General features: G+C 65.0%; 22 protein-coding genes. 8 read left to right on the top strand and 14 right to left on the bottom strand.

The genetic code is table 11. The features are described from left to right. Window positions 1-298 precede the first annotated feature (298 nt). The 5 genes from rplT to Q4G50_RS02915 all read right to left on the bottom strand — a co-directional run bounded on the left by rplT (window position 299) and on the right by Q4G50_RS02915 (window position 3,174). A complete protein-coding gene (gene rplT, locus Q4G50_RS02895; RefSeq protein ID WP_085549673.1) occupies window positions 299-685 on the bottom strand; it encodes a 50S ribosomal protein L20 in 387 nt (128 codons plus the stop codon). A 50-nt stretch (window positions 686-735) separates the two neighbouring features. Further along, on the bottom strand, window positions 736-930 hold the full coding sequence (gene rpmI / locus Q4G50_RS02900) for a 50S ribosomal protein L35 (protein ID WP_085549674.1): 195 nt from the start codon (window positions 928-930) through the stop codon (window positions 736-738). 37 nt (window positions 931-967) lie between these two features. Continuing rightward, a complete protein-coding gene (infC, locus tag Q4G50_RS02905) occupies window positions 968-1,534 on the bottom strand; it encodes a translation initiation factor IF-3 (RefSeq protein WP_303376143.1) in 567 nt (188 codons plus the stop codon). Window positions 1,535-1,745: 211 nt separating this feature from the next. After that, the gene (locus Q4G50_RS02910) at window positions 1,746-2,513 is read right to left on the bottom strand and encodes a hypothetical protein (RefSeq protein ID WP_303376144.1); all 768 of its coding nucleotides are present in this window, start codon (window positions 2,511-2,513) and stop codon (window positions 1,746-1,748) included. Window positions 2,514-2,538: 25 nt separating this feature from the next. Next, window positions 2,539-3,174: a hypothetical protein gene (locus Q4G50_RS02915; protein WP_303376145.1), complete on the bottom strand. Its 636-nt coding sequence runs from the start codon at window positions 3,172-3,174 to the stop codon at window positions 2,539-2,541. A gap of 53 nt (window positions 3,175-3,227) precedes the next feature. On the opposite strand from Q4G50_RS02915, the gene Q4G50_RS02920 reads away from it, so the two are divergent. Beyond that, window positions 3,228-5,024, top strand: coding sequence for a hypothetical protein (locus Q4G50_RS02920; protein WP_303376146.1), 1,797 nt, complete (start codon window positions 3,228-3,230; stop codon window positions 5,022-5,024). On the opposite strand, the gene uvrA is transcribed toward Q4G50_RS02920, so the two are convergent. After that, complete coding sequence (gene uvrA / locus Q4G50_RS02925; protein WP_303376147.1) at window positions 5,000-7,849, bottom strand: excinuclease ABC subunit UvrA; 2,850 nt, start codon at window positions 7,847-7,849, stop codon at window positions 5,000-5,002. The two genes, Q4G50_RS02920 and uvrA, sit on opposite strands and share 25 nt — an antisense overlap. Before the next feature lie 73 nt (window positions 7,850-7,922). On the opposite strand from uvrA, the gene Q4G50_RS02930 reads away from it, so the two are divergent. The 3 genes from Q4G50_RS02930 (at window position 7,923) to Q4G50_RS02940 (ending at window position 11,873) form a co-directional block, all read left to right on the top strand. After that, window positions 7,923-8,525 carry an MBL fold metallo-hydrolase gene (locus Q4G50_RS02930; protein WP_303376148.1) on the top strand — a complete coding sequence of 201 codons (603 nt, stop codon included), beginning with the start codon at window positions 7,923-7,925 and terminating at the stop codon, window positions 8,523-8,525. A gap of 58 nt (window positions 8,526-8,583) precedes the next feature. After that, the gene (locus tag Q4G50_RS02935) at window positions 8,584-9,489 is read left to right on the top strand and encodes a DoxX family protein (protein WP_303376149.1); all 906 of its coding nucleotides are present in this window, start codon (window positions 8,584-8,586) and stop codon (window positions 9,487-9,489) included. A 194-nt stretch (window positions 9,490-9,683) separates the two neighbouring features. Further along, window positions 9,684-11,873 carry a UvrD-helicase domain-containing protein gene (locus Q4G50_RS02940; RefSeq protein WP_303376150.1) on the top strand — a complete coding sequence of 730 codons (2,190 nt, stop codon included), beginning with the start codon at window positions 9,684-9,686 and terminating at the stop codon, window positions 11,871-11,873. A gap of 133 nt (window positions 11,874-12,006) precedes the next feature. Here Q4G50_RS02940 and Q4G50_RS02945 read toward each other — a convergent pair whose 3' ends face one another. The 3 genes from Q4G50_RS02945 to uvrB form a co-directional block, all read right to left on the bottom strand. Further along, window positions 12,007-12,447 (bottom strand): universal stress protein, encoded by a 441-nt coding sequence (locus Q4G50_RS02945; RefSeq protein WP_303376151.1) that lies wholly within the window; start codon window positions 12,445-12,447, stop codon window positions 12,007-12,009. A 63-nt stretch (window positions 12,448-12,510) separates the two neighbouring features. Next, window positions 12,511-12,966, bottom strand: coding sequence for a universal stress protein (locus tag Q4G50_RS02950; protein WP_303376152.1), 456 nt, complete (start codon window positions 12,964-12,966; stop codon window positions 12,511-12,513). 9 nt (window positions 12,967-12,975) lie between these two features. Then, window positions 12,976-15,063 (bottom strand): excinuclease ABC subunit UvrB, encoded by a 2,088-nt coding sequence (uvrB, locus tag Q4G50_RS02955; RefSeq protein ID WP_303376153.1) that lies wholly within the window; start codon window positions 15,061-15,063, stop codon window positions 12,976-12,978. Between the two features lie 97 nt (window positions 15,064-15,160). Here uvrB and Q4G50_RS02960 point away from each other — a divergent pair, with 97 nt between their 5' ends. Next, complete coding sequence (locus Q4G50_RS02960) at window positions 15,161-15,733, top strand: hypothetical protein (protein ID WP_303376154.1); 573 nt, start codon at window positions 15,161-15,163, stop codon at window positions 15,731-15,733. Here Q4G50_RS02960 and Q4G50_RS02965 read toward each other — a convergent pair. Next, entirely contained in the window at window positions 15,730-16,218 is a 489-nt protein-coding gene (locus Q4G50_RS02965; RefSeq protein ID WP_303376155.1) for an FABP family protein, read from the bottom strand. The genes Q4G50_RS02960 and Q4G50_RS02965 overlap by 4 nt on opposite strands. Before the next feature lie 261 nt (window positions 16,219-16,479). Here Q4G50_RS02965 and Q4G50_RS02970 point away from each other — a divergent pair, with 261 nt between their 5' ends. After that, entirely contained in the window at window positions 16,480-17,082 is a 603-nt protein-coding gene (locus Q4G50_RS02970; RefSeq protein WP_303376156.1) for a hypothetical protein, read from the top strand. Window positions 17,083-17,097: 15 nt separating this feature from the next. Here Q4G50_RS02970 and Q4G50_RS02975 read toward each other — a convergent pair whose 3' ends face one another. Then, window positions 17,098-17,460, bottom strand: a complete 363-nt coding sequence (locus Q4G50_RS02975; protein WP_303376157.1) for a DUF4259 domain-containing protein — start codon at window positions 17,458-17,460, stop codon at window positions 17,098-17,100. 20 nt (window positions 17,461-17,480) lie between these two features. On the opposite strand from Q4G50_RS02975, the gene Q4G50_RS02980 reads away from it, so the two are divergent. Then, on the top strand, window positions 17,481-18,203 hold the full coding sequence (locus Q4G50_RS02980) for a YdcF family protein (protein WP_303376158.1): 723 nt from the start codon (window positions 17,481-17,483) through the stop codon (window positions 18,201-18,203). On the opposite strand, the gene Q4G50_RS02985 is transcribed toward Q4G50_RS02980, so the two are convergent. After that, on the bottom strand, window positions 18,170-18,763 hold the full coding sequence (locus Q4G50_RS02985; RefSeq protein WP_303376159.1) for a TetR/AcrR family transcriptional regulator: 594 nt from the start codon (window positions 18,761-18,763) through the stop codon (window positions 18,170-18,172). The genes Q4G50_RS02980 and Q4G50_RS02985 overlap by 34 nt on opposite strands. Window positions 18,764-18,829: 66 nt before the next feature. Between Q4G50_RS02985 and Q4G50_RS02990 the strand changes: the two genes are divergently transcribed. After that, on the top strand, window positions 18,830-19,396 hold the full coding sequence (locus tag Q4G50_RS02990) for an NAD(P)H-dependent oxidoreductase (protein ID WP_303376160.1): 567 nt from the start codon (window positions 18,830-18,832) through the stop codon (window positions 19,394-19,396). Here the strand turns inward: Q4G50_RS02990 and coaE are convergent. Continuing rightward, complete coding sequence (coaE, locus tag Q4G50_RS02995; protein WP_303376161.1) at window positions 19,383-19,979, bottom strand: dephospho-CoA kinase; 597 nt, start codon at window positions 19,977-19,979, stop codon at window positions 19,383-19,385. The genes Q4G50_RS02990 and coaE overlap by 14 nt on opposite strands. Before the next feature lie 10 nt (window positions 19,980-19,989). After that, window positions 19,990-21,978, bottom strand: coding sequence for a glucose PTS transporter subunit IIA (locus Q4G50_RS03000; protein WP_303376162.1), 1,989 nt, complete (start codon window positions 21,976-21,978; stop codon window positions 19,990-19,992). Window positions 21,979-22,023 lie beyond the last annotated feature (45 nt).

The following is a 22,023-nucleotide window of genomic DNA, read 5'->3' on the forward strand; positions in this document are numbered from 1 at the left end:
GGCCTGCGGTTCCGGACCTAAGACTGAGGGCCCGTCTGACATTTGGCAGACCGTGGGCGGGCTCTGCGAAACGTCAGACACCCCACCACCGGTAGGCCTGCGGTTCCGGACCTAAGACTGAGGGCCCGTCTGACATTTGGCAGACCGTGAGCGGGCTCTGCGAAACGTCAGACACCCCACCACCGGTAGGACCTGGACTCCGGACCTAAGCCCCAGGGCCCGTCTGACATTTGGCAGAAACTCGACCGAGAATCAGCGAAGCCCCGCCGGCGGACCGGCGGGGCGTCGATAAGCGGCTTTAGGCAGCGGCGACCGGGGCGTTGACGTCCTCCGGCAGAGCAGCCTTGGCGGCCTCGCAGAGAGCGGAGAAGGCAGCGAAGTCGCTGACGGCCAGCTCGGCGAGGATCTTGCGGTCGACATCGATCTCAGCCAGGCGCAGGCCGTGGATGAGACGGTTGTAGGTGATGTCGTTCATGCGGGCAGCGGCGTTGATGCGCTGGATCCACAGCTTGCGGAACTCACCCTTACGCGCGCGGCGATCGCGGTAAGAGTAGGTCATGGAGTGCAGCCACTGCTCCTTGGCCTTGCGGTAGAGGCGGGAGCGCTGGCCGCGGTAGCCCTTGGCGGACTTGAGGATTGCGCGACGCTTCTTCTTGGCGTTGACGGACCGCTTGACACGTGCCACGGTGATACTTCCTTAAACGTTTGAGATGTGGGGTGGGGAGGCGGCTTGTCTTAAGCCTTGCCGAGGAGGCGCTTCATGCGCTTGGTGTCAGCCGGGGCCACATCCACGGTGCCCTTGAGGCGACGGGTGCGGGTGGACGGCTTGCCCTCGAGGAGGTGGCGGCGGTTGGCCTGCTCGCGGCGAAGCTTGCCGGAGCCGGTGATCTTCACGCGCTTGGCGGTGCCCTTGTGGGTCTTCTGCTTCATGAGAATTAAGTCCTTAAATCCCGGTTGAAAACGGTGTCTACTTCTTGCCCTTGCGGAGCGGTCCGATCACCATGGTCATGTTGCGGCCGTCCTGCTTGGCGCGGGTCTCGACGATGCCGTGGTCCTTGACGTCCTCTGCGAGGCGCTCAAGGAGGCGGAAGCCGAGCTCCGGGCGCGACTGCTCGCGGCCGCGGAACATGATGGTGACCTTGACCTTGGATCCCTTCTCCAGGAAGCGGATCACGTTGCCCTTTTTCGTCTCGTAATCGTGGTCGTCGATCTTGGGACGGAACTTCTGCTCCTTGACCACAGTCTGCTGCTGGTTCTTGCGGGACTCGCGGGCCTTCTGGGCCTGCTCGTACTTGAACTTTCCGTAGTCCATGATCTTCGCGACCGGCGGCTTTGCGTTCGGGGCCACCTCGACCAGGTCGAGGTCTGCCTCGTATGCGAGCTTGCGGGCATCGTCCGTGCGGACGATTCCGACCTGCTCACCGCCCGGGCCGACAAGGCGGACCTCGGGAACTCGGATACGCTCATTAATGCGAGCTTCAGCGCTGATGTGTGACTCCTCAAGTAGCGGGTTTCGTGAAACGTACCGTGCCACTTGCGAGGATTTCCTCCACGAGAAAAACCCGCCTGCCGGATGTTACCGAAGGCGGGAGATCTCTCAAATAAGACAGCCCTGAAGGGACTGACCTACTCTTGACCTGTATCCAACCGGACGCGCCGGCGGCATGAGGTGGGATGATCTCCGCTTGTGGCCCGAGCTCCTGGAGAAGGTGCACGGGTGGTAGTGGGGAGTACATTAATGCGTACTAGTACGCATTGCAAATCGCTGCCGGGGTGAGGTCGTGGGCGTCGATAAGCTGGTCCAGTTTCTGGCCGATGACGTCGAGTACCGCCATACCCTGGTCGTGCGAGGCGTCGTCCGGGTAGGTCTGCACGGCGATGCCGATGTAGCCGCCGTCGACGGGCACGGTGGCGAGCTGGCGGATGGAGTACTGGTGCGGTGCGTCGATACCCCAGCCACCCTTGAAGCGGGCGCCGTCAATTTCCGCGAGGCCGTAGCTCTGCCAGTCGACGATTTCCGCCATCGCCGCATAGGTGCTGCCGCCGGTATCCAGGCACGGGATTTCAGCGGCGAATTGTGCCTGCTCGCGCAACGGCCAGAGCGTTTCTCCAGGTAGCGGGTCAAGTTCGGGCACGTGCGGCAGTTCGCTCAGGTCGAAGTCGATGTTGCGGGCGAGCTGGTAGGAGGTGTTGTTGTCTGAGAGGGTGATGGTGGGGTCGATGAGTTCGCCGGCGACGTCGCGCCGCTCGGCCTCGATCGCCAGCGGCACCTTGATCGTCGACCACGCCCACGACTCCCCGCTGAGGCCGACGTGGATGACCTCGTCGCCGGTGGCGAGTGCGATGCCAACGCGTCCGCCTGTAGCGGCGGCCGCGCGCGCGATGTCGATAAGCTCCGCCTGCAGGTCAATGGCTGGTTGTTCCGGCGCTTCCTGCTTATCGACGTCCCCCTCAACCCCACAACCCGCCAGCCCCAGGCATAGCAACGCAGGCATCATCCACCTTGTCTTCACAGGCGGGAACTATACCGGGCGTTGATTAGTCACGTACGGCGCGGTCCTCGAGGATCACCACGGCCTGGTCCCCGCCCTCGCAGATAAAGGTGTTGTCGCCTTGCGGGTAGCAGCTCATGAGGTAGTTCTGGCCGGTGACCGGGCTGTTCACACGGATCTCATGGGCGGTGTCGTCCCCGGCGTGCCCGGCCATCCCGATGGCGACATTCTCCGCGAAAGCGCAGCTGGTCTGGTCATTGGCCCGGAATATCCGCCAGTTGACGTTGGCGGCGCACTGCACCGCGTCGTCGGGGGCGCGGTAGGCCGGCGGTGGCGGCGTGGTGGGCTCCTCGGTGGTTGTCTCCTCCGTGGTGGGTTCCGGCTCTGGCTCCGGTTCGGAGGTGGAGGTGACGGTCGTGGTCGGCCTGTCACTGGTGGTCGTGGGGGTGACGGTGACCACGGTCGTGGGGGTGGGTGCGGCAGTGGGGGCCGGTTCCTGGTCACTGCGCAGGAAGGCGTTGTACATCCACACGCCCAGTGCCACGGCACCGAGGAACAGCAAGGCCAGTAGGACGACTGCCAGCCCCGAGCGGTCCCGGCGGGGCGGTGCCTGCGGCGGGATCTGCTGCGGTGGCGGGTACTGCGCCGGGAATGAGGAGGTCTCCGGATCCTGCGGATTCATGCTTTTCATCCTAGGTCTCGCCCCGAACCTGTCGGAGTAATAGGGTGAAGTTCATGACCGATCATGCCCGGGATGCCATGGAGCTCAAGCTCACGCTGCGCAGGATTGAGGCCGCTGAGGCCGCGCTTGCCGACGCCCGCCGCTCCCTCACCGATCTTGTCGCCCGGCAAACCGCCCCAGCCCCTGCCCCCACCCCTACGTTGTCGCCGGTGCCGCTGGGCCCGCCTCCCCCGCCGGCGGCCGCCACGTACCCGGTGCCGCCGACCCCGCCGAAACTGATGGCGCCGGCGAAGCCGCCGGTGCCGACGGAGACGAAGGTCATCCGCGCGGTGGCCGTCGCCGGTTCACTGATCACCGTCGCGGGTGTGGGGTTGGCGGTGGCGCTGGCCATCCAGGCCGGTCTGCTCGGCCCGCTGGGCCGGGTACTGCTCTCCTCTCTGCTGGCCGCCGGATTGTTGGCTGCCGGACTGTGGCTGGATCGCTCGCGTCACCGCGCAGCAGCCGGCGTGACCGCACTGGTCGTCACATCGTGGCTGGTAAGCACGGTGATCCTGTGGGCTTTGCTCAATATCCTGCGCTGGTGGCCGGACTGGTTGGCGGTCACGGTACTCCTGGCGGTCTGGTTAGCGTTGCTGGCGATCACCGCCGCCCGCGGCCTTACTACAGTGGCTCTGATCATGACGCTGAGTACCATCCTCATCGTCCCCGCCTTCTACGGCGCCCACATCCCCACCACGTGGTTACTGATGTTCCTGCCGCTGTCACTGCTGGTTTTCCATCCGCGCCACGGGCTGGTGCGGGCGGTCGCGGCCGTGATGGCAGCGCTGCTGCAGGGCTGGGTGGTGACGGACATCCTCGCGGTCTACGCCGACGCCACCTCCGCCACTGCGCTGACTGTGGCGGTGATCGGCCTGGTGTCGGCTCTGCTCTTCGCGGCGGTTGGCCTGCGTTTCCCGGCTGCGGACGAGCGCACCGACGTCATCACCGTCTTCCTGGCCCCGCTGGGATTGTTGGCGCTGTCGGCCCCGGCGGCCGCCGGCACGTGGGCGATCTGGCTGTTGGTGCCCGCCACGGTCGGACTGGCCTGGCTCGGCTACCGGCACAATCACCTGCTCGGGGTCGTGGGCGTGTGCGCCACGGCGGTCGCTTTCGTGCTGGTGTGGTGGTTGACGCCACCGTTCGGAGCGGGTCCGCTTATCGACGCCACCATCGTCGTCGCCCTCTTCTTCATCGGCGCCATCCTCGCCGTCATCTGGCTGGACGCCCAGGAGGAGTCCCGGGTGTGGCCGTGGGCGTTCTGGCTGGGTGCGGCGTTGATTGTCACCTTCACCCTCTCGCGCAATGTCCTGACCAAGTCGCCGCTGTGGCTCACCGACCACATCGCGCTCGTGCAGGCCGCATTGATCGCGGTGTTCCTGGGGGTGATCCTCACCCACCGCCGCCCGCTGGCCGCAATGCCCGTGCGGGTGCAGGTGGCGCTGGCCGTGGTGGGCCTGCACCTGTCGATGGTCACAGTCGTCACCGCCGCCACGTGGCTGGGCAACATCATCGCCGCCACCCACGGCATGTGGCTGGGCTATCTCATCGGCCACGCCGCGGTGAGCGTGCTGTGGATGGTCCTGGCGGCGTGGATCCTGCTGGCCGCGCCCGGTCTCAGTGATCGGGCATCGCTGGGGTCGGGCATGGTGCTGGCGGTCGCTGGCGTGGTCAAGCTGGTGTTCTTTGACTTAGGAGCCCTGGAGGGACTGCCGCGGGCCCTGGCCTTTTTGGCCTCCGGCATCGCGCTGCTGGCGATGGCCTCCCTGAGGGCCCGGCGGCGCGAGGATCAGAGCACCTCGGACAGGAACTGACCGGTATAGGAGCCAGCCACCTTCGACACCTGTTCCGGGGTGCCTTCAGCCACGACCTGACCGCCGCCGGAGCCACCCTCCGGCCCCATGTCCACGATCCAGTCCGCAGCCTTGATGACATCCAGGTTGTGCTCGATGATGATCACCGAGTTGCCCTTGTCCACCAACCCCTGGATAACCAGCATGAGCTTGCGCACGTCCTCGAAGTGCAGGCCGGTGGTCGGCTCATCGAGAATGTAGATCGTGCGTCCCTGGGAACGTTTCTGCAGCTCGGAGGCCAGCTTCACGCGCTGGGCCTCACCGCCGGACAACGTGGTCGCGGCCTGTCCGAGGCGGACGTAGCCGAGGCCGACGTCGACAAGCGTCTGGAGGTAGCGATGGATCGAGCTGATCGGCTCGAAGAAGACAGCGGCCTCCGAGATCGGCATATCGAGGACCTCGGCGATGGTCTTGCCCTTATAACGCACCTCGAGGGTCTCGCGGTTGTAGCGGGCCCCATCGCACACCTCGCAGGGAACGTAGACATCGGGCAGGAAGTTCATCTCGATCTTCAGAGTGCCGTCACCGTGACAGGCCTCGCAGCGCCCGCCCTTGACGTTGAAGGAGAAACGGCCCGCCTTGTAGCCGCGGACCTTCGCCTCGGTGGTCTCGGCGAAAAGCTTGCGGATCTTGTCGAACACACCCGTGTACGTGGCCGGATTCGAGCGCGGGGTGCGGCCGATGGGTGATTGATCGACCTGGACGAGCTTGTCCAGGTGCTCGGTACCGTCCACCCGCTTGGCGCGACCCGGCACCTGGCGGGCTTTGTTGAGCTCGTTGGACAGATGCTTGGCCAGGATCTGGTTGACCAGAGTCGACTTTCCCGAACCTGAGACACCCGTCACGCAGCAGAGCACGCCGAGCGGCAGGGACACGTCGATACCCTGCAAATTATTTTCCCGGGCTCCCACGACGGTGAGCTGGCGTGCGGGGTCGACCTGACGTCGAGAAGCAGGGACGCCGAGCACCCGGCGGCCTGCCAGATAATCGCCCGTGATGGAACCCTCGGCATCGTAAATGCCGGCAGGCTCGCCCTGGTAGACGATCTCGCCGCCGTACTCACCGGCCTTCGGCCCAATGTCGACGAGCCAATCCGCCTCACGGATCGTGTCCTCATCGTGCTCGACGACAATGAGCGTGTTACCGATGTCCCGCAGGCGCTTCAAAGTGGCAATGAGCCGCTGGTTATCGCGCTGATGGAGGCCAATCGACGGCTCATCCAGGACATAGAGCACCCCCGCCAAGCCCGAACCGATCTGGGTGGCCAGGCGAATACGCTGCGCCTCACCGCCCGACAAGGTACCCGCGGCGCGGTTGAGAGTGAGATAGGACAGGCCGACGTCAAGCAGGAACTGCAAGCGGGCCTGCACCTCCTTGAGCACCGCGCCCGCAATCATCTCCTCCTTGCGGCCCAGTACCAGGGTGTCGAGGAACTCGCTGGCGTCCTCGATCGACAGCTCCGTCAAACCCGCAATAGACAACGCTCCCTGCGAGCTCGATTCCAGGCGCACGGCCAGGATCTCCGGCTTGAGGCGCGCGCCCTGACACGTCGGGCACGCGACTTCGCGGGTGTAGGCGAGGAAACGATCCTTCGACCACTCACTTTCCACCGTGTCGATCTTGCGGTGCAGATAACCCATGACGCCCTCGAAGGGGGCAGTCCAGTTGCGGATGCGGCCATAACGGTTCTTATACCGCACCGCCACCTCCGTCGTGGACCCGTGCACCAACGCCTTACGCTGCGCCGGGGTGAGCTCGCTGTACGGGGTCGCCGGGTCAAAATCGAGAGCCTTGGCCAGGCCCTCGATGAGCTTCTCGAAGTAGCTGGCGTTCGGGCTCGCGGTCCACGGCTGCACCGCGCGGATGACCGGGGCGTCCGGGTCCGGGATGATCAGGTCGATGTCCACCTCGGTGCGGGTCCCCAGACCGTCACACGCCGGGCAGGCGCCATAAGGCGAGTTGAAGGAGAACGCGCGCGGCTCAAACTCGTCGATGTCGAGGGCATGGCCGTTCGGGCAGGCCAACTTCTCCGAATACAGGACATAGCGCTCCGGATCATCCTCGGCCCGGCTGACGAACTCCAGCGCCACGAGACCATCTGCCAGGCCCAGGGCTGTCTCCACCGAGTCGGTGAGGCGCTGCTTCTGGGATTCCTTGACCTGGAGGCGGTCCACCACCACGTCAATATCGTGCTTGATCTGCTTCTTCAGTGTCGGCGGCTCCGAGAGCTGGTACACCTCACCGTCAACCCGCACACGCGCGAAACCCTGCGCCGCGAGATCCTTGAACAGGTCGACGAACTCGCCCTTCCGGGTGCGCACCACCGGCGCCAGGACCTGGAACTTCAGGCCCTCCTCCAGGGAGAGCACCTGGTCGACGATCTGCTGCGGGGTCTGGCGGGTGATCTTTTCATCACACACCGGGCAATGTGCCGTGCCAGCGCGGGAGAAGAGAAGACGCAAGTAATCGTAGATCTCCGTGATCGTGCCCACCGTCGAGCGCGGATTACGGTTCGTGGACTTCTGGTCGATCGACACCGCCGGAGAAAGCCCATCGATGAAATCAACGTCCGGCTTATCCATCTGCCCGAGGAACATGCGGGCATAGGAACTCAGCGATTCGACGTAGCGGCGCTGCCCCTCCGCGAAGATCGTGTCAAACGCCAACGAGGACTTGCCCGAACCCGACAGGCCGGTGAAAACCACCATCGTGTCGCGGGGCAGGTCAATGTCCACGCCCTTGAGGTTGTGCTCGCGCGCTCCACGCACGACCAGTCGGTCCGCCACTAAGATTCCTCCCGTTTGAAGATACTCCCTCGAACATACTACCGATTGGCCGTCCATCGCTACTCTGGGTGACATGACCAACAACCTCTCACTCCATCAGATCTCCGTCTCAGAGATGGACAACAACTGCTACCTCCTGGTCGCAGGCGACGAAGCCCTGCTTATCGACGCCGCCGACAACGCCCCCGCCCTCCTCGACCTCGCGGAGCAGGCCGGTGCGAAAATCACCGCCGTCCTCACCACCCACCGCCATCCGGACCACCACCGGGCACTCCCCGAGGTGCTCACGGCCACCAACGCGACCCACTACGCCTCCTTCCTCGACTCCCCCGCCCTGTCGGCCGACGCCGACGTGGAACTCAATCACGGCGACACCCTCCCTTTCGCGGGGTATGAGTTCCCCATTGCCATCCTCCGCGGTCACACCCCCGGCGGGGTGGCGCTGGCCGCGGAGATTGACGGGCAGACTCACCTGTTCGTCGGCGACAGCCTCTTCCCGGGAGGACTGGGAAAAACGACCTCGGAAAGCGACTTTGTCCGCCTGTTCAAGGATGTGACCCAGCGAATTTTCGACACCTACGATGACGACGCCCTCGTGCACCCTGGCCACGGCGAAGGCACCACCCTCGGCGCCGAGCGCCCCCACCTGGACGATTGGTGGGAGCGTCGCTGGTGACAATTCCTCGCTAGAGTAGATGAAGTACAAACTGCCGCATGAATCAAGGAGAACAACGATGATCCGCAAGATCGCCCGTCCGATGATCGCCTCGGTCTATATCGCCGACGGCGCCGACAGCCTGCTCAACACCTCTGAGCACGTCGAGGCGGCGGAGACCCTGATCAAGCGCGCCCGCGCGATCCTCCCCCGTGAGTACGCCCGCCGCGTCCCGCGCGACCCGGAGCTGGTCGTCCGCGCGGTCGGCGGCACCAAGATCGCTTCCGGCGCGGCCCTGGCTGTCGGTTTCATGCCGCGCGTGTCTGCCACCGTCCTCGCCGCCGTCGCCGTGCCGACGATGATCTCCCGCCACGCCTTCTGGGAGACCCAGGACGCCGCGGAGCGCAGCGCCCGCCGCTCCGGTTTCCTCACCAACCTGGCCCTGCTCGGCGGCCTGTTCATCACCTCCGCCGACACCGCTGGCAAGCCCGGCCTGAAGTGGCGTGCCAACAAGGCCGCTGAGGTCACCGGCAAGAAGGTCCAGGCAGCTCTGCCCACCAAGTCGGAGACCGAGAAGTTCACCGACTCCGCCCGCGACTGGTTCGACGACGCCACCGACAAGGTCACCGAGTACGCCACCCGCGCGCAGGATTACTACGAGGACAACAAGGACGACTGGAAGGACACCGCCACCGCGACCGCCGCGGCTGCCACCACCGCCGCCGCCGGCGCCGCCCACAAGGTGTCCGACTACTTCCAGGACAACAAGGACGACTGGCTGGCCGCCGCCGAGGATAACGCCAAGACCGCCCGCAAGGGTTTCGTCAAGGCCGCTTCCAAGGCCCAGAAGCGCGCAGACGATGCTCTCGCCACCGCCGAGAAGAAGTCCGGCCGCGCCGCCAAGAAGGCCGGTAAGAAGGCCGACAAGCTGCAGTCCCGCGCCGACAAGGCTATCGGCAAGGCCCAGAAGAAGCTCGGCATCTAAACCCTTTTAGTCAGGCCCCCGCTCCAGCGGGGGTTTCTCTTTTGGTATCACCTCGGTGTTCCCACGTGGGTTTTCCGGCTGCTCGGTATTGTCCCAGGTCGCAAGATGGCCCGGGTGAAAGTGACGTGGGAACACCGAGGTGTGACGATTCGCGCTATCCTGGATGATCCGTTCTTTTCAGGAGGTAGACCCAGGTGAGCACCAACCACGAGATCGCCCACGAGCAGGATTATGTGGACGACCTCTTCGCGCGTCTTGACGCCGAGGTCGCCGCCGCCAACGAACGCCTCCGCCAGGTGCAGCTGGAGGTTGACCCCGCCAACCCCGACGCAGACGCACTCATCCGCCGCGAAACCGAGTACCACGGCCTCAACGCCAAGCTCGACCGCCTGAACCTGGCTCAGCTGGGTCTGGTCTTCGGGCGCATCGACATCGAGGATCCGGCCACCGAGCCCGAGAATCCGGTCCCCGGCCACCCGGAGTTGGATCGCCGCTACATAGGCCGGATGGGCCTCGATGTCCGCGAGGAGGGCTACCGCACCCTGCTGTTGGACTGGCGCGTCCCCATGGCCCGCCCCTTCTACCTGGCCACCACCGCGCAGCCGGAGGGCGTGCACCTGCGCCGCCACATCCGCACGACGGGCCGGGAGGTCACCGGTATCGACGATGAGTGGCTCTCAGGCCCCGGTGCCGGGGACGATCGCGCGGGCGTCGGCAGTGAATCAGCACTGTTCCAGGCGATGCAGGCAGCCCGCACGGGCCACATGAAGTCGATCGTGGAGACGATCCAGCGGGAGCAGGACCTCATCATCCGCGACGACACCCGCGGCGTCATGGTCGTCGAAGGCGGCCCCGGCACCGGCAAAACGGCCGTCGCGCTGCACCGCGTCGCCTACCTTCTCTATACCGCGCGCGAACAACTATCGAAGACCGGCGTGCTCATCGTCGGCCCCAACTCAACGTTCCTCGAGTACATCTCCCGCGTGCTCCCGGAACTCGGCGAAACGGGCGTCGTGCTCTCAACGATCGGCGACCTCTACCCCGGCGTGTCCGGCACCGCCCCGGAATCCCTCCTGACCCGCGAGGTCAAGGGTTCGGAGGAGATGGTCACCATCCTCCGCGAAGCCGTCCGCGCGTACCAGATACTTCCCGACGCCCCCGTCGAACTCACCCACGGCTCGCTTCGCCTGCTTATCGACGCCCCCCTCGTCAAAGCCGCCCGCACCCGCGCCCGCCGCTCGCGCCGCCCCCACAACGAGGCCCGGGCCGTCTTCGCCGAGCACCTCATCGACCTACTGGCGGAGCAGCTCGCCGAGAGCATCGGCGCCGACCCCCTGGGCGGGGCAAACCTGCTTTCCCGGGCGGACATCGATCAGTTGCATGATGATCTGGCGGAGGAGGCGGGCGTCGAGAAGCTCGTGGAGGATTTCTGGCCCGAGCTCACCCCGGAAGGCGTGCTGCGTGGGCTGCTGGAATCCCCGGAGGCGATCGATGTCGCTGCTGCAGGTTACGACGACGAGACCCGGGCGGCTCTGCTCCGTCCGGAAGGCTCGCCGTGGGCGGCCTCCGATGCCGCGCTGCTCGACGAGCTCGCCGTCCTCATCGGCCTCTCCGACCTCGACGAGGATGCCGCCACCACCGAGGACGACATCGAGGACGCCCAGGATCTGCTCGACATCCTCGAGTCCTCGGCCTCCGTCGACGACGATGACCTCGGCGACATCTTCGACGCCGAGCACCTCGCCGCCGGTGACGTCATCGACGCCCGCACCCTCGCCCAACGCCAGCTCATCCGCGATTCCCGCTCCACCGCCGAACGCGCCCGCGAGGACCTGCAATGGGCCTACGGCCACGTCATCGTCGACGAAGCACAGGAACTCTCCCCCATGGAATGGCGGATGGTGTTCCGCCGCAGCCCCGCCCGCTGGATGACGCTGGTCGGCGACACCGCGCAGACCGGCTCCCCCGCCGGCGTCGACACCTGGGCCGCCACGTTGGAGCCCTACGTGGGCACACGTTTCCGCCACCACGAGCTCACGGTCAACTACCGGACCCCCGTGGAGATCATGGAGGTGGCCAACGAGGTGCTCGGCGTCATTGACCCTACGGCGACGCCGGCGGTAGCCATCCGCGAATCGGGGCACGAGGTCGCGTGGCTGCCCGCCGGCACCATCCCCGAGGTGCGTGACGACGGCCTCACCCAGGTCATCACCCCCTCCAACGTCTCAGAGATCAAGGGCCTGGAGTTCGACCACGTCATCGTCCTCGACCCCGCTCGCATCGTCGAGCAATCGCCCCAGGGCTGGCAGGACTTCTACGTCGCGGTCACCCGCGCGACGCAGACGCTGACTGTTGTGGGTGAGTGGCCGGTGCCCCACGAGTAACAGGGGCGTTGAGTACTTACCGGTGGTTTGAACCACCGGTAAGTACGCAAAGGCCCCGTAAGAGCGGTGACATAACGCCAAGCGGCCCCGGAACGAGGTTCCGGGGCCGCTGAAGCGGGCGTCGATAAGCTTTTTAGTCGACGGTGTGGACGATCATGACGTCACAGTCGGACTGGCGGGCGACATCGGCCGGGACGGAACCCAGCAGGCGGCCGGTCAGGGAGTTGATGCCACGGTTACCCACGACGAGCAGGTCCGCGTTGTTGTCGTTGACGATAGCCATGAGCGCCTCGACCGGGGTGCCCGGGCGGACGGCCTTCTCGATCTTGGTGGCGCCAGCGGACTTGGCTGCCTCCTCGCCGGCGGCGAGGTTCTTCTGTGCGGTTTCGTCACCGAGGATGGTGACGGAATCCTGGCGCAGGGTCTTGGACGCGTCCTCGTCGTTCTCGTAGTAGGCGCAACCGATGATGAGGGTGGCGTCGAAAGCGGCAGCGATGGCGCCAGCGCGCTCCACAGCCAGCAGGGAGGACTTGGAGCCGTCCGTGCCGACAACAATCTTCTGGTAAGTGCTCATGGACCTGTCGGAACCTTTCCTCGGGAGTAATTCGTTGCCCGCCAGTTTAACAACGATTGTCGTCTAAAACCGGCGCTGTGCCGTATTCACGAGCATGACGTTGACCGTGGAGTTACGCACGACCTCGGTGGGGATGTTGCCGAAGACACGTCCCGAGAGCGTATTCACGCCCTTATTGCCGATGACCAGCAGTTCCACACCCAGCTCCGCGACCGCCTTGGTGAGCGCGGCGGCGGGGGCACCCGAGATCTTGCGCAGCTCGATGCGGGTGGCACCCTCTTCTTCAGCGACCTTCTGCGCGTCGCGGAGGTGCTCGTCGGCGACATCCTCCTCCACGATCGGGAGGGAGGACACGTCGGAGTGCGGGGAATTGAGCAGCGAACCCGAGGCCGAGTACCAGGCGGCCATGATGATCAGCTCGGCGTCGTAGGCGCGGGCCAGGCTGGCGGCGGCGCGGACGGCTTCGAGGGAGGAATCGGAACCATCGGTCCCCACAGCGATCTTGGTGTAATTGATCATACGAACACCTTACATCCCGACGTCCTTGATGCCACGCAGCTCCTTCTTCAGTTCCAGGATTTCATCGCGCAGGCGCCCGGCCAGCTCGAACTTGAGCTCGCGGGCGGCGGCGCCCATTTGGGCGGTGAGATCGTCGATAAGCTTCTGTACCTGCTCAGCGGGCATGTCCTCCACGTTCCGCGTCTCGACGACCGCCACATCCCCCACCTCGCCAGAATCCGAGGTCTCGTAGACCTGGTCGAGGATGTCGGCGATCTTCTTACGCAGCGGCTGCGGGTCGATCCCGTGTTCTTCGTTGTAGGCGATCTGCTTCTCGCGGCGCCGCTCAGTCTCCTCGATGGCGTGCTGCATCGAGTCGGTGATCTTGTCGGCGTACATGATGACCTCACCGGAGACGTTTCGGGCCGCGCGGCCGATGGTCTGGATGAGCGAGGTAGCCGAGCGCAGAAAACCTTCCTTGTCGGCATCCAGGATGGCCACCAGCGACACTTCCGGCAGATCGAGGCCCTCGCGCAGGAGGTTGATACCGACGAGGACGTCGAACTCGCCGAGACGCAGCTGGCGGAGCAGCTCGACGCGCTGCAGTGTGTCGATATCTGAGTGCAGGTAGCGGACCTTGACGCCGTTCTCCAGGAGATAGTCAGTGAGGTCCTCGGCCATCTTCTTGGTCAAGGTGGTCACCAGGACGCGTTCGTTCTTGGCGGTGCGCTCGCGGATCTCATGGATGAGGTCGTCGATTTGGCCCTGCGTCGGCTTGACGGTGACCTTCGGGTCGACCAGCCCGGTCGGGCGGATGACCTGCTCGACGAACTCGCCACCGGAGGCCGCCATTTCGTAGTTGCCCGGGGTCGCGGAGAGGTAGACGGTCTGACCGACGCGCGCCTCGAACTCCTCCCACGTCAACGGGCGGTTGTCCATGGCGGACGGCAGGCGGAAACCGAACTCCACCAGGTTGCGCTTGCGCGACATATCACCCTCGAACATGCCGCCGATCTGCGGGACGGTGACGTGCGACTCGTCGATAATAGTGAGGAAGTCCTCGGGGAAATAGTCAATGAGCGTGGCGGGCGCGGTGCCGGGGCCGCGGCCGTCGATATGCCTCGAATAGTTCTCGATGCCCGAGCAGAAGCCGACCTGCTCAATCATCTCCAGGTCGTATTCGGTGCGCATACGCAGGCGCTGCGCCTCCAACAGCTTGCCGCGGTTCTCCAGATCGGCGAGACGCTCGGCGAGCTCTTCCTTGATGTCCGCGACGGCCTTTTCCATGCGCTCCGGCCCGGCGACGTAGTGCGTCGCCGGGAAGATCCGAACCTCGTCCACCTGGCGGATCGCATCACCGGTCAGCGGATGGATGTAGTACAGGGCATCAATCTCGTCACCGAAGAACTCAACGCGCACCGCCAGCTCCTCGTACGCAGGGATGATGTCGACGGTATCGCCCTTCACTCGGAAGGTGCCGCGCTGGAAAGCGATGTCATTGCGGTCATACTGGATGTCCACCAGCAGGCGCAGGAAACGGTCACGCTCGACTTCCTCCCCCACCGCGAGCACCACCGAGCGGTCGAGGTAGGACTGTGGGGTGCCCAGGCCATAAATGCAGGACACGGAGGAGACGACCACGACGTCGCGACGGCTCAGGAGGGACGACGTCGCCGAGTGACGCAGACGCTCCACGTCCTCATTGATCGACGAGTCCTTCTCAATGTAGGTGTCCGTCTGCGCGATATACGCCTCCGGCTGGTAGTAGTCGTAATAACTGACGAAGTACTCCACCGAGTTGTTCGGCAACAGCTGCCGTAGCTCATTCGCCAGCTGCGCTGCCAGGGTCTTGTTAGGCGCCATGACCAGCGTCGGGCGCTGCTGCTTCTCGATCAACCACGCCGCCGTCGCCGACTTACCCGTACCCGTTGCACCGAGCAGGACCACGTCACGCTCGCCGCGCGAGAGCCGCTCGTCGAGTTCCTTGATCGCGGTCGGCTGGTCACCCGCCGGCTGGTAGTCGGAGATGACCTCGAATTGCCCGTCACTGCGCTCGATCTCGCCCACCGGGCGGTGCTCCGAGTGCGAGAGGACGGGTTGTTCTGCTGCAAAAGCCATGCGTCCAGGGTACTCGCTCGTAGGAATGCTTATCGACGCCCGCCTTCTCCCACCCAGGCCCCTTCCGGACAGGCCCACACCAGGTTACCGTGGCGACATGAGCCACATCACAGCAGTGCCCCGCATTCTCGGCGTCGCTCTCCTGGCGACGACGTTCGCCGCCTGCGTCGACGACAGCACCGATGCCACCCCGGAGACGGTCGAGGTAACGGTGACGGAGGAGGTCACGCTCTCCCCCACCCCCACTGGGCAGGATAACGAGTTCGGTATTCCGGGCAGCGCGTTCGTCGAGAAGATCGCGGCGGTCCCGGAGACCGACGCCGCACCCTTCGCCTCGAGCCTGACCATGCCGCAGCAGCCGGGCTGGCAGTTCGTCGGCCCGGACGGCACGTACTGCGAGATGTACTCGGAGGAATCCGTGCTGGCCATGTGCACCCACCAGGGTGAGGGCGACTTCAACGCCGTATCTGTGCACCAGGGCGAGCCGGCCACCACGCACAACGTCAACCGCATCTTCATGGCGACGGAGAACACGCAGCCGCTGCAACCGGGTCAGCGAATTAAGACGGGCCCCGTCTCCTGCGCAGTGGCGGAAGGCGAGACCCGGGTGATGTGTGCAGTGGACTTCTACAGCTTCGCCGTCAGTACCGAGGGCGTCGAGCTCGGTTAGAAGAACTTCGACAGGTCACTCACCAGGTGCTGCTGCATCTCCTGCCCGACGGCGGCCATGTCGAACTCGGTGTGCACCGAGGAGCGCAGCGCGTTGAAGACGTAGGTGCGGGTCGTGGCGTCGACCTGCTTGGCGGTCGGAGAGTTGAGGATCTCGGATTGTGCGAAGTGGAGGCGTAGGTTGCCGTTCTCCTCCTCCTCGTAGGTGCCCTGAAGCAGCTCGGTCTGACCGGTGGGCTGGGCGATGACGAACTCGAGGCGGTTCTCCCCGACCGGGCGGAGGAAGCCGAGCTCGGTGTGCATCGGCGCACCCTCCGGGCTGGCGGTCTTCTGCTCGTAGCGCAGGAACGGCTTGCCGGGGATCGCGTCGAAAGAGATCGTCTCGGTGTAGTCGAAGTCGGAGATCGTCGGGAAGTGGCCGCGGCCGAGGCCCTTCCAGGTGCTCACGATGGATTCGAGGGGCTGCACAAGCGGGTGAAGGTTCATGGGCACGATGATAGGCGACAAACTGACCGCACGTTCAGGAAAAGGCGGCCGAAACAGCATCGAAGAGGACCCGGCAAGCATTAACGCAGGCGGCGTCAGAGGCTACATCCGGGTCCTCACCGCTTGGTACCGGAAGGACCAGAGGCGGCGTGACCCGAATGCTACCATGCCTTCCCCTACTCCCAGGGTGACCGTAGATCGGTGCTAACGGTGGTAGAGGATCTTTTCGAGATCCGAAATCGATGCGCCCATCACGATTCCGTGCTCAGATTCGACCCGAATGTCGAGATCAAGAAGATCGCCAAACTGGCCAAGTGGATCGACAACGACGCGGGGCAATGGATTCTTGAGATCGAACAGGTGAGTTCAATTGCAGCTCAGAGACCGGTGCAGCCCCCGATGGACACGGCGATACTGGGCGATTCCAGTAAAGGGACATTCCTCGCCTACCAACGGGTGTCGGCTGTGATCAATGAAACGAGCCGAAAGATCGGGCCTGTCCGCTACTTGGGCTTCTACCACGGGAGAAGGATTGAACCCTTCTTTCCCGAGATCATCCGCATCGAGGTTCCCACTACCTGGAACCATTCCGTAGCCTCCGAACTGAAGAAGTCCCCCGATCCTGAGGCGGTCAGCTTCGGGAAGATCATGAGCTTCGGGCTCAACAACGGTTTTCCCGCGGGCAAGAACTATGAGGTCTACATCCTCACCGAGGAGTCTGCCTACGAGACGCTCCGCACCCTATCCGCCAGTCCCATCCACCATTACAAGGAAGGTCGCGGTTCCGCGTTCGTAAAGGGAGGGTTGCGCTACTTCGCCAGTTCCTCCCTAGTACATGCGACTGAAACCTCTGAACTGGTGTAGCTCAAAGCGCAGCCGCTACACCAACTGCACGTGTGACTTTGCCTTCCATTCGAGCAGTTCCTCCTGGCCGCTTTCAGCCCACTGTCCGGCCAGTTCGGAGACGGCACCGTCGGAAAGCACGGCCTCGAGGCATTGGCGGAGGCGCTCGCGGGTCTCCGGGGTGCGGAGGGTCTGCAGGTGCGATTCGTCGATGCCTTCGGGCACGTCACCGGCAGCCAGGTGTGCCAGGGCGATGATCATCGCGCCCTGGTCCGCCTCGATGTAGCGGTTGTTGACTCCGGGCAGTACCTCATCAAAGTAGATGTGGCCCTCACGGATGTCGGCGAGCAGTTCCGCGGCGTCATCGTTGTCGAACGGTCCGGTGTTCCAGGTTCCCATGCTGCACCACTGTAGTCGCCATGCTTATCGACGTCCCGCGGGCCCTGTTCGCGGCCCTGTTCAGCACCGCTCTGCTCTCCGGCGCCCCGGCGCAGGCATCCAGCTTTTCGCTGTCTTCGATCGCTGCTCCGGACGACCCCCTCCCGGCCGCGGCCGCCTTCTCCGCGGACTACGCGGGAGACGATGAATTCCGGAGCGCGGCGCTCGTAGCGCTGCCTCCTGCCCATCACGGGCAGGTCACCCTGGCACTCGACGCCCTCCATTCCCCAGTCGTCGACCCGGAGGCGGTCGCGGTCGACTCCCCGATCATCGTCCTCGGGGAGCGCCTCAACGAGGACGGTACTCTGCGCTCCAACCTCATCCACCGACTCGAGACGGCTCGGCAGCTGGCGCAGGCCCGCCCCGCGGTGCAGGTCGTGGTCACCGGTGGCCCCACGGGCCCCGGCGGCACCGAGGCCCACGCGATGCGTGACTGGCTTCTCCGTCACGGCATCACCGTCGCCCGGGTCGAGGACCGGTCCACCTCCACCGTCGACAGTGCCCGCTTCGCCCGCGAGTTGCTGCCCGCGGCCACGTCCGTCATAGTCGTGACCTCGGAGAACCATCTGCCACGGGCGGTCGTGGACTTCACCCTCGCTTTCGGCTCAGGGGTCGCGGGGCTCGGCTCCCCGGATGACCCACCGGAGGGCATGCGCGTTCCGAAGTGGACCTACCGCGACGCGGTGTTCTGGTTTCCGGAATGAGAGGTCTCAGGGAGGAGGTCAGCCAGAATGCCTGGGACCGCATCCTCGGGGAGGTGCCCGGCGACAACCAGCGTGGCCAGCCCGTGGATGGCACTCCACATCGCTGCGGCCCGGGTCGGCGCAGCTCCCGGCCATACTTCTTCGACCAGGGAGGACAGGAGATTTTCGTTGGCCGCGATGAGTGGCGCCATGCCGGGGGTCGGGGACCCCGGTTCGCAGATCTCAGGGTTGAAGATCGCGGAGAAACGGTTGGGGTGTCTCACGGCGTAGTGGACGTAGGCCTCACCGCAGGCCAACAGGCGTTCTACTGCCCCACCGGCTTCCTTGTCCACGGCGCGGCGTTGGCCATCGAGGAGTTCCTGCTGGGACATCTCGGCGAGTCGCTTGAGTAGGCCTGTGCGGTCACCGAAGTGGTGGTAGGGGGCGTTGTGACTGACGCCCGCTGCGCGAGCGATGGCTCGCAAGGAGAGGGCCGCCGCTGACTGCGACTCCAGGAGCCCCATGGCTGCGGACTCGAGTGCGGTAGCGAGGTCACCGTGGTGATACGAACCGGTTGACATGAGTCCCACATTAGGTAATCTTGACACTGTCCACCAAGTTGACACCGTCAAGATAGGACCATCGCCATGCTCACCCTCGTCATCGACGCCCACCCGAACCCCGACTCCCTGTGCGCTACCCTCGCTGCCACCTACGCACAAGCCCACGGTGACGCCCGGCTCATCGCCGTGCGTGACCTCGACTTCAACCCTGACATGCGCTACGGATACACGCGCGACATGGAGCTGGAGCCGGACCTCGTCGACGCCCGCGCGGCAATTCGCGCGGCAGAACACATCGTCGTCATCACCCCCGTGTGGTGGCGTTCCATCCCCGCACTACTCAAAGGTTTCCTCGACCGCACACTGCTGCGGGGCGAGGACTACCGATACAAGCCCAACGGCTTTCCGGAAGGTCTCCTCGCAGGACGGACCGGACGCGTGATTGCCACGTCGGACACTCCCGGGATTCTCTCGTGGTTCATGCCGGACACGCGCCTGCGCTCGCTACGAGCCGGCACGCTTGCCTTCTGCGGCATCAAGCAGAAGGGATTCACATTCCTGGCACCCGTCCGCAAGAGCACCCCGGATCAGCGCGCCGAATGGATCGACCAGGTCGCCGCGCTGGCGCATCAGGACGCTACAGCACAGTGACCTGATCAACGAGCGTCTGAACCTGCGCCTCCAGTTCCTCCCGTGCCCCGTTGTTATCGATGACCACATCGGCCACCGCCAGACGCTCCTCGTCGCTGGCCTGCGCGGCGATGCGGCGGCGTACATCGTCCTCCCCCAATCCGCGGCCGTTCACCAGTCGCTGAACCCGCTTTTCGACGTCCACGTGCACCACCACAACCAGGTCCATGTCCTCGTGCTGGCCCTTTTCCACCAGCAACGGCATGTCGTAGATGATGGCGGGCTCACCGGCGTCGCGGGCGGCGTCGATAAGCTCATCGCGCAGGGCCATGATGCGGGGATGCGTGATGTCGTTGAGTCGCCGCGTCGCCTCCTCCGAGGCGAAGGCGCGGGCGGCGAGCTCGCCGCGGTTAAGGGTGCCGTCCGCTGCCAGGATGTCGGTGCCGAAAGCCTCGGCCAGCTCCGCGAGGGCGGGCCGGCCGGGTTCGACGACATCGCGGGCGAGTTGGTCGGCGTCGATGACGGGCAGGCCATGAGAACGCAGGAGATCGGCAACGGAAGTTTTCCCGCTGCCGATCCCGCCGGTGAGTCCGATGATCTTCATGCGCCCGATACTAGGCGCGTTCCTCCTTCGGCGTGACGGTGATGATCGGCTCGCCCGCCGCGGCATCCGGATGGCCCTCGACGGAGGCGAACTTGCGGGTATTGGACACCAGCACCGGGGTGATCGCCGGGTAGCCAGCGGCCTCGATGGCGGCACGGTCGAAGCGGATGAGCGGCGTACCGGCGCTCACCTGCTGCTTCTTCTCCACGAGCACCTCGAAACCCTCGCCACCCATCTGGACGGTATCGATGCCGATGTGGATGAGCAGATCCACACCATTTTCCAGGCGCAGGCCAACGGCGTGGCCGGACTTCTGCACGGTGAGCACCTGGGCATCAGCCGGGGCGACGACCGTATCGCCGCTCGGCTCAATGGCCACGCCATTACCCAGGGCGCCGCCAGCAAACGCGGCGTCGGGAACCTCGCTCAGCGCCACCACGCGCCCCTCCAGCGGGGCCGCGATCTCGGTCTTCGTCAGCGTCGCAACACCACCAGCGGCGGCGGCACCGGCGACCGGGGCGGACGCGGCGTCGATACGCTCTTCCTCCGCCTCGGAAGCGGCGGTGCGCTCCGCCTCAATCTGGGCGAGAGCCTCAGCCTTCTCCTCCTTACCGCGGTAGTCGAAGAAGATTACCAGGAACATGGAGGTGAAGAACGCGGCGGCAATACCGACGACGTAACCCAACCACGGATCCATCGCCGGGATGGTCAGCAGGGAGGTGAACACGAAGGCGTAGGCCTTGATGTTGAAGATGCCCATCACCACGCCGCCGACGAAACAGCCCGGCAGCAGACGCATGTACGTCTTCTTGAAGCGCAGCAGCACACCATAGAGGCTCGGCTCGGAGATACCGCCCAGCAGGCCGGCCATCATGCCGCCGAGGGAGACCTGGCGCATGGCCTTGTTGCGCTCCTTGAGGGAGACGATCATGACACCGGTGACCACGCCGAAACACGCGAAGTTCCATGCGCCCATGGGGCCCTGGATGAAGTCGTAGCCCAGGGAATTGATGTTCTGGATCATGATGGCGTTGAGAGGCCAGTGCAGACCCAGCGGCACCAGGAACGGGTAGAGCAGCGGGATAAGAATGGAGAGGATGAACGGCGAGAAGTTGTTCACATTCTCCAGCAGGGCGGAAATGCCGTTACCCACGCCGATACCGAAGGGACCGAGCAGGAAGGCTGTCGCCGGGATCATAATGAGCAGGGAGAAGAAGGGCACGAACACCATGTGCACCGCGGAGGGGATGATCTTCTTCAGCAGCTTCTCCACCCAGAACAGCCCGATCGCGGCGATGAGCGGCGGGAAGACCTGGCCGGCGTAATCGTTGAGCACCATCGGCAGGCCGAACACCGTCACCGTGTCGCCGGCGGAACCCATCGCCAGAAACTCCGGCGTGAGCAGCGCGGCGGGGATGGCGGCGCCGACCCATTCGTTGGCGCCGAGTTTGCGGGCCGCGGTCGCGCCGACCATGATCGGCAGGAAGTAGAACACCGAGCGCCACATCGCGTGCATGAACACATAGGTGTCCGGCTGCTCCTCCATCGGCGCGCGGAAATCCTGCAGGCCGAAGGTGTCGGCCAGCACGAGCAAGGTGATGATCAGCGAGGCACCCAGCAGCGCCCACAGAATTGGCCGGAAGGTATCGGACAGGAACTCAAACGCATAGTCCACATAGGAGTACTTGCCGCGCACTCCCCCGTATTCCTTGCTTGTCGACGCCGCCTTCGTCCCGCCGTCCTGCTGGACGCCCGGTTCCTTGAGCATCGCCTGATAGAACTCGGCGACGCCGCCCCCCATGATGACCTGCAGGCCGGTGGTGCCCTGCTTGACGACACCGAGGACAGCCGGATCTGATTCCAGCGCCTCCTGGTCGACGAGCGACTGGTCGGCCAGCTGCATGCGGAGTCGGGTCGCACAGTGGGTCAGCGAGGTGATGTTCTCGGCCCCGCCGATCTCCTTGATGATGTGTTGCGCCGTTGTGGTCGTTGATGCCATGGACGCTTCCCTTTCGGATGTCAGAGCTACGTGGCTGCCGTCTGC

Origin of the sequence: Corynebacterium sp. (assembly GCF_030538285.1) — a bacterium.
Lineage (GTDB): Bacteria > Actinomycetota > Actinomycetes > Mycobacteriales > Mycobacteriaceae > Corynebacterium.

Bases quoted from the DNA above. Each gene is read 5' to 3' on its own strand.
- Q4G50_RS02960 (WP_303376154.1), top strand. From the start codon at position 15,161: ATGAGCCACATCACAGCAGTGCCCCGCATTCTCGGCGTCGCTCTCCTG.
- coaE (WP_303376161.1), bottom strand. From the start codon at position 19,979: ATGAAGATCATCGGACTCACCGGCGGGATCGGCAGCGGGAAAACTTCC.
- Q4G50_RS02975 (WP_303376157.1), bottom strand. From the start codon at position 17,460: ATGGGAACCTGGAACACCGGACCGTTCGACAACGATGACGCCGCGGAA.
- Q4G50_RS02920 (WP_303376146.1), top strand. From the start codon at position 3,228: ATGACCGATCATGCCCGGGATGCCATGGAGCTCAAGCTCACGCTGCGC.
- Q4G50_RS02985 (WP_303376159.1), bottom strand. From the start codon at position 18,763: ATGTCAACCGGTTCGTATCACCACGGTGACCTCGCTACCGCACTCGAG.
- Q4G50_RS02980 (WP_303376158.1), top strand. From the start codon at position 17,481: ATGCTTATCGACGTCCCGCGGGCCCTGTTCGCGGCCCTGTTCAGCACC.
- Q4G50_RS02915 (WP_303376145.1), bottom strand. From the start codon at position 3,174: ATGAATCCGCAGGATCCGGAGACCTCCTCATTCCCGGCGCAGTACCCG.
- Q4G50_RS02950 (WP_303376152.1), bottom strand. From the start codon at position 12,966: ATGATCAATTACACCAAGATCGCTGTGGGGACCGATGGTTCCGATTCC.
- rpmI (WP_085549674.1), bottom strand. From the start codon at position 930: ATGAAGCAGAAGACCCACAAGGGCACCGCCAAGCGCGTGAAGATCACC.
- Q4G50_RS02990 (WP_303376160.1), top strand. From the start codon at position 18,830: ATGCTCACCCTCGTCATCGACGCCCACCCGAACCCCGACTCCCTGTGC.
- uvrB (WP_303376153.1), bottom strand. From the start codon at position 15,063: ATGGCTTTTGCAGCAGAACAACCCGTCCTCTCGCACTCGGAGCACCGC.
- Q4G50_RS02945 (WP_303376151.1), bottom strand. From the start codon at position 12,447: ATGAGCACTTACCAGAAGATTGTTGTCGGCACGGACGGCTCCAAGTCC.
- Q4G50_RS02935 (WP_303376149.1), top strand. From the start codon at position 8,584: ATGATCCGCAAGATCGCCCGTCCGATGATCGCCTCGGTCTATATCGCC.
- Q4G50_RS02930 (WP_303376148.1), top strand. From the start codon at position 7,923: ATGACCAACAACCTCTCACTCCATCAGATCTCCGTCTCAGAGATGGAC.
- Q4G50_RS02965 (WP_303376155.1), bottom strand. From the start codon at position 16,218: ATGAACCTTCACCCGCTTGTGCAGCCCCTCGAATCCATCGTGAGCACC.
- Q4G50_RS03000 (WP_303376162.1), bottom strand. From the start codon at position 21,978: ATGGCATCAACGACCACAACGGCGCAACACATCATCAAGGAGATCGGC.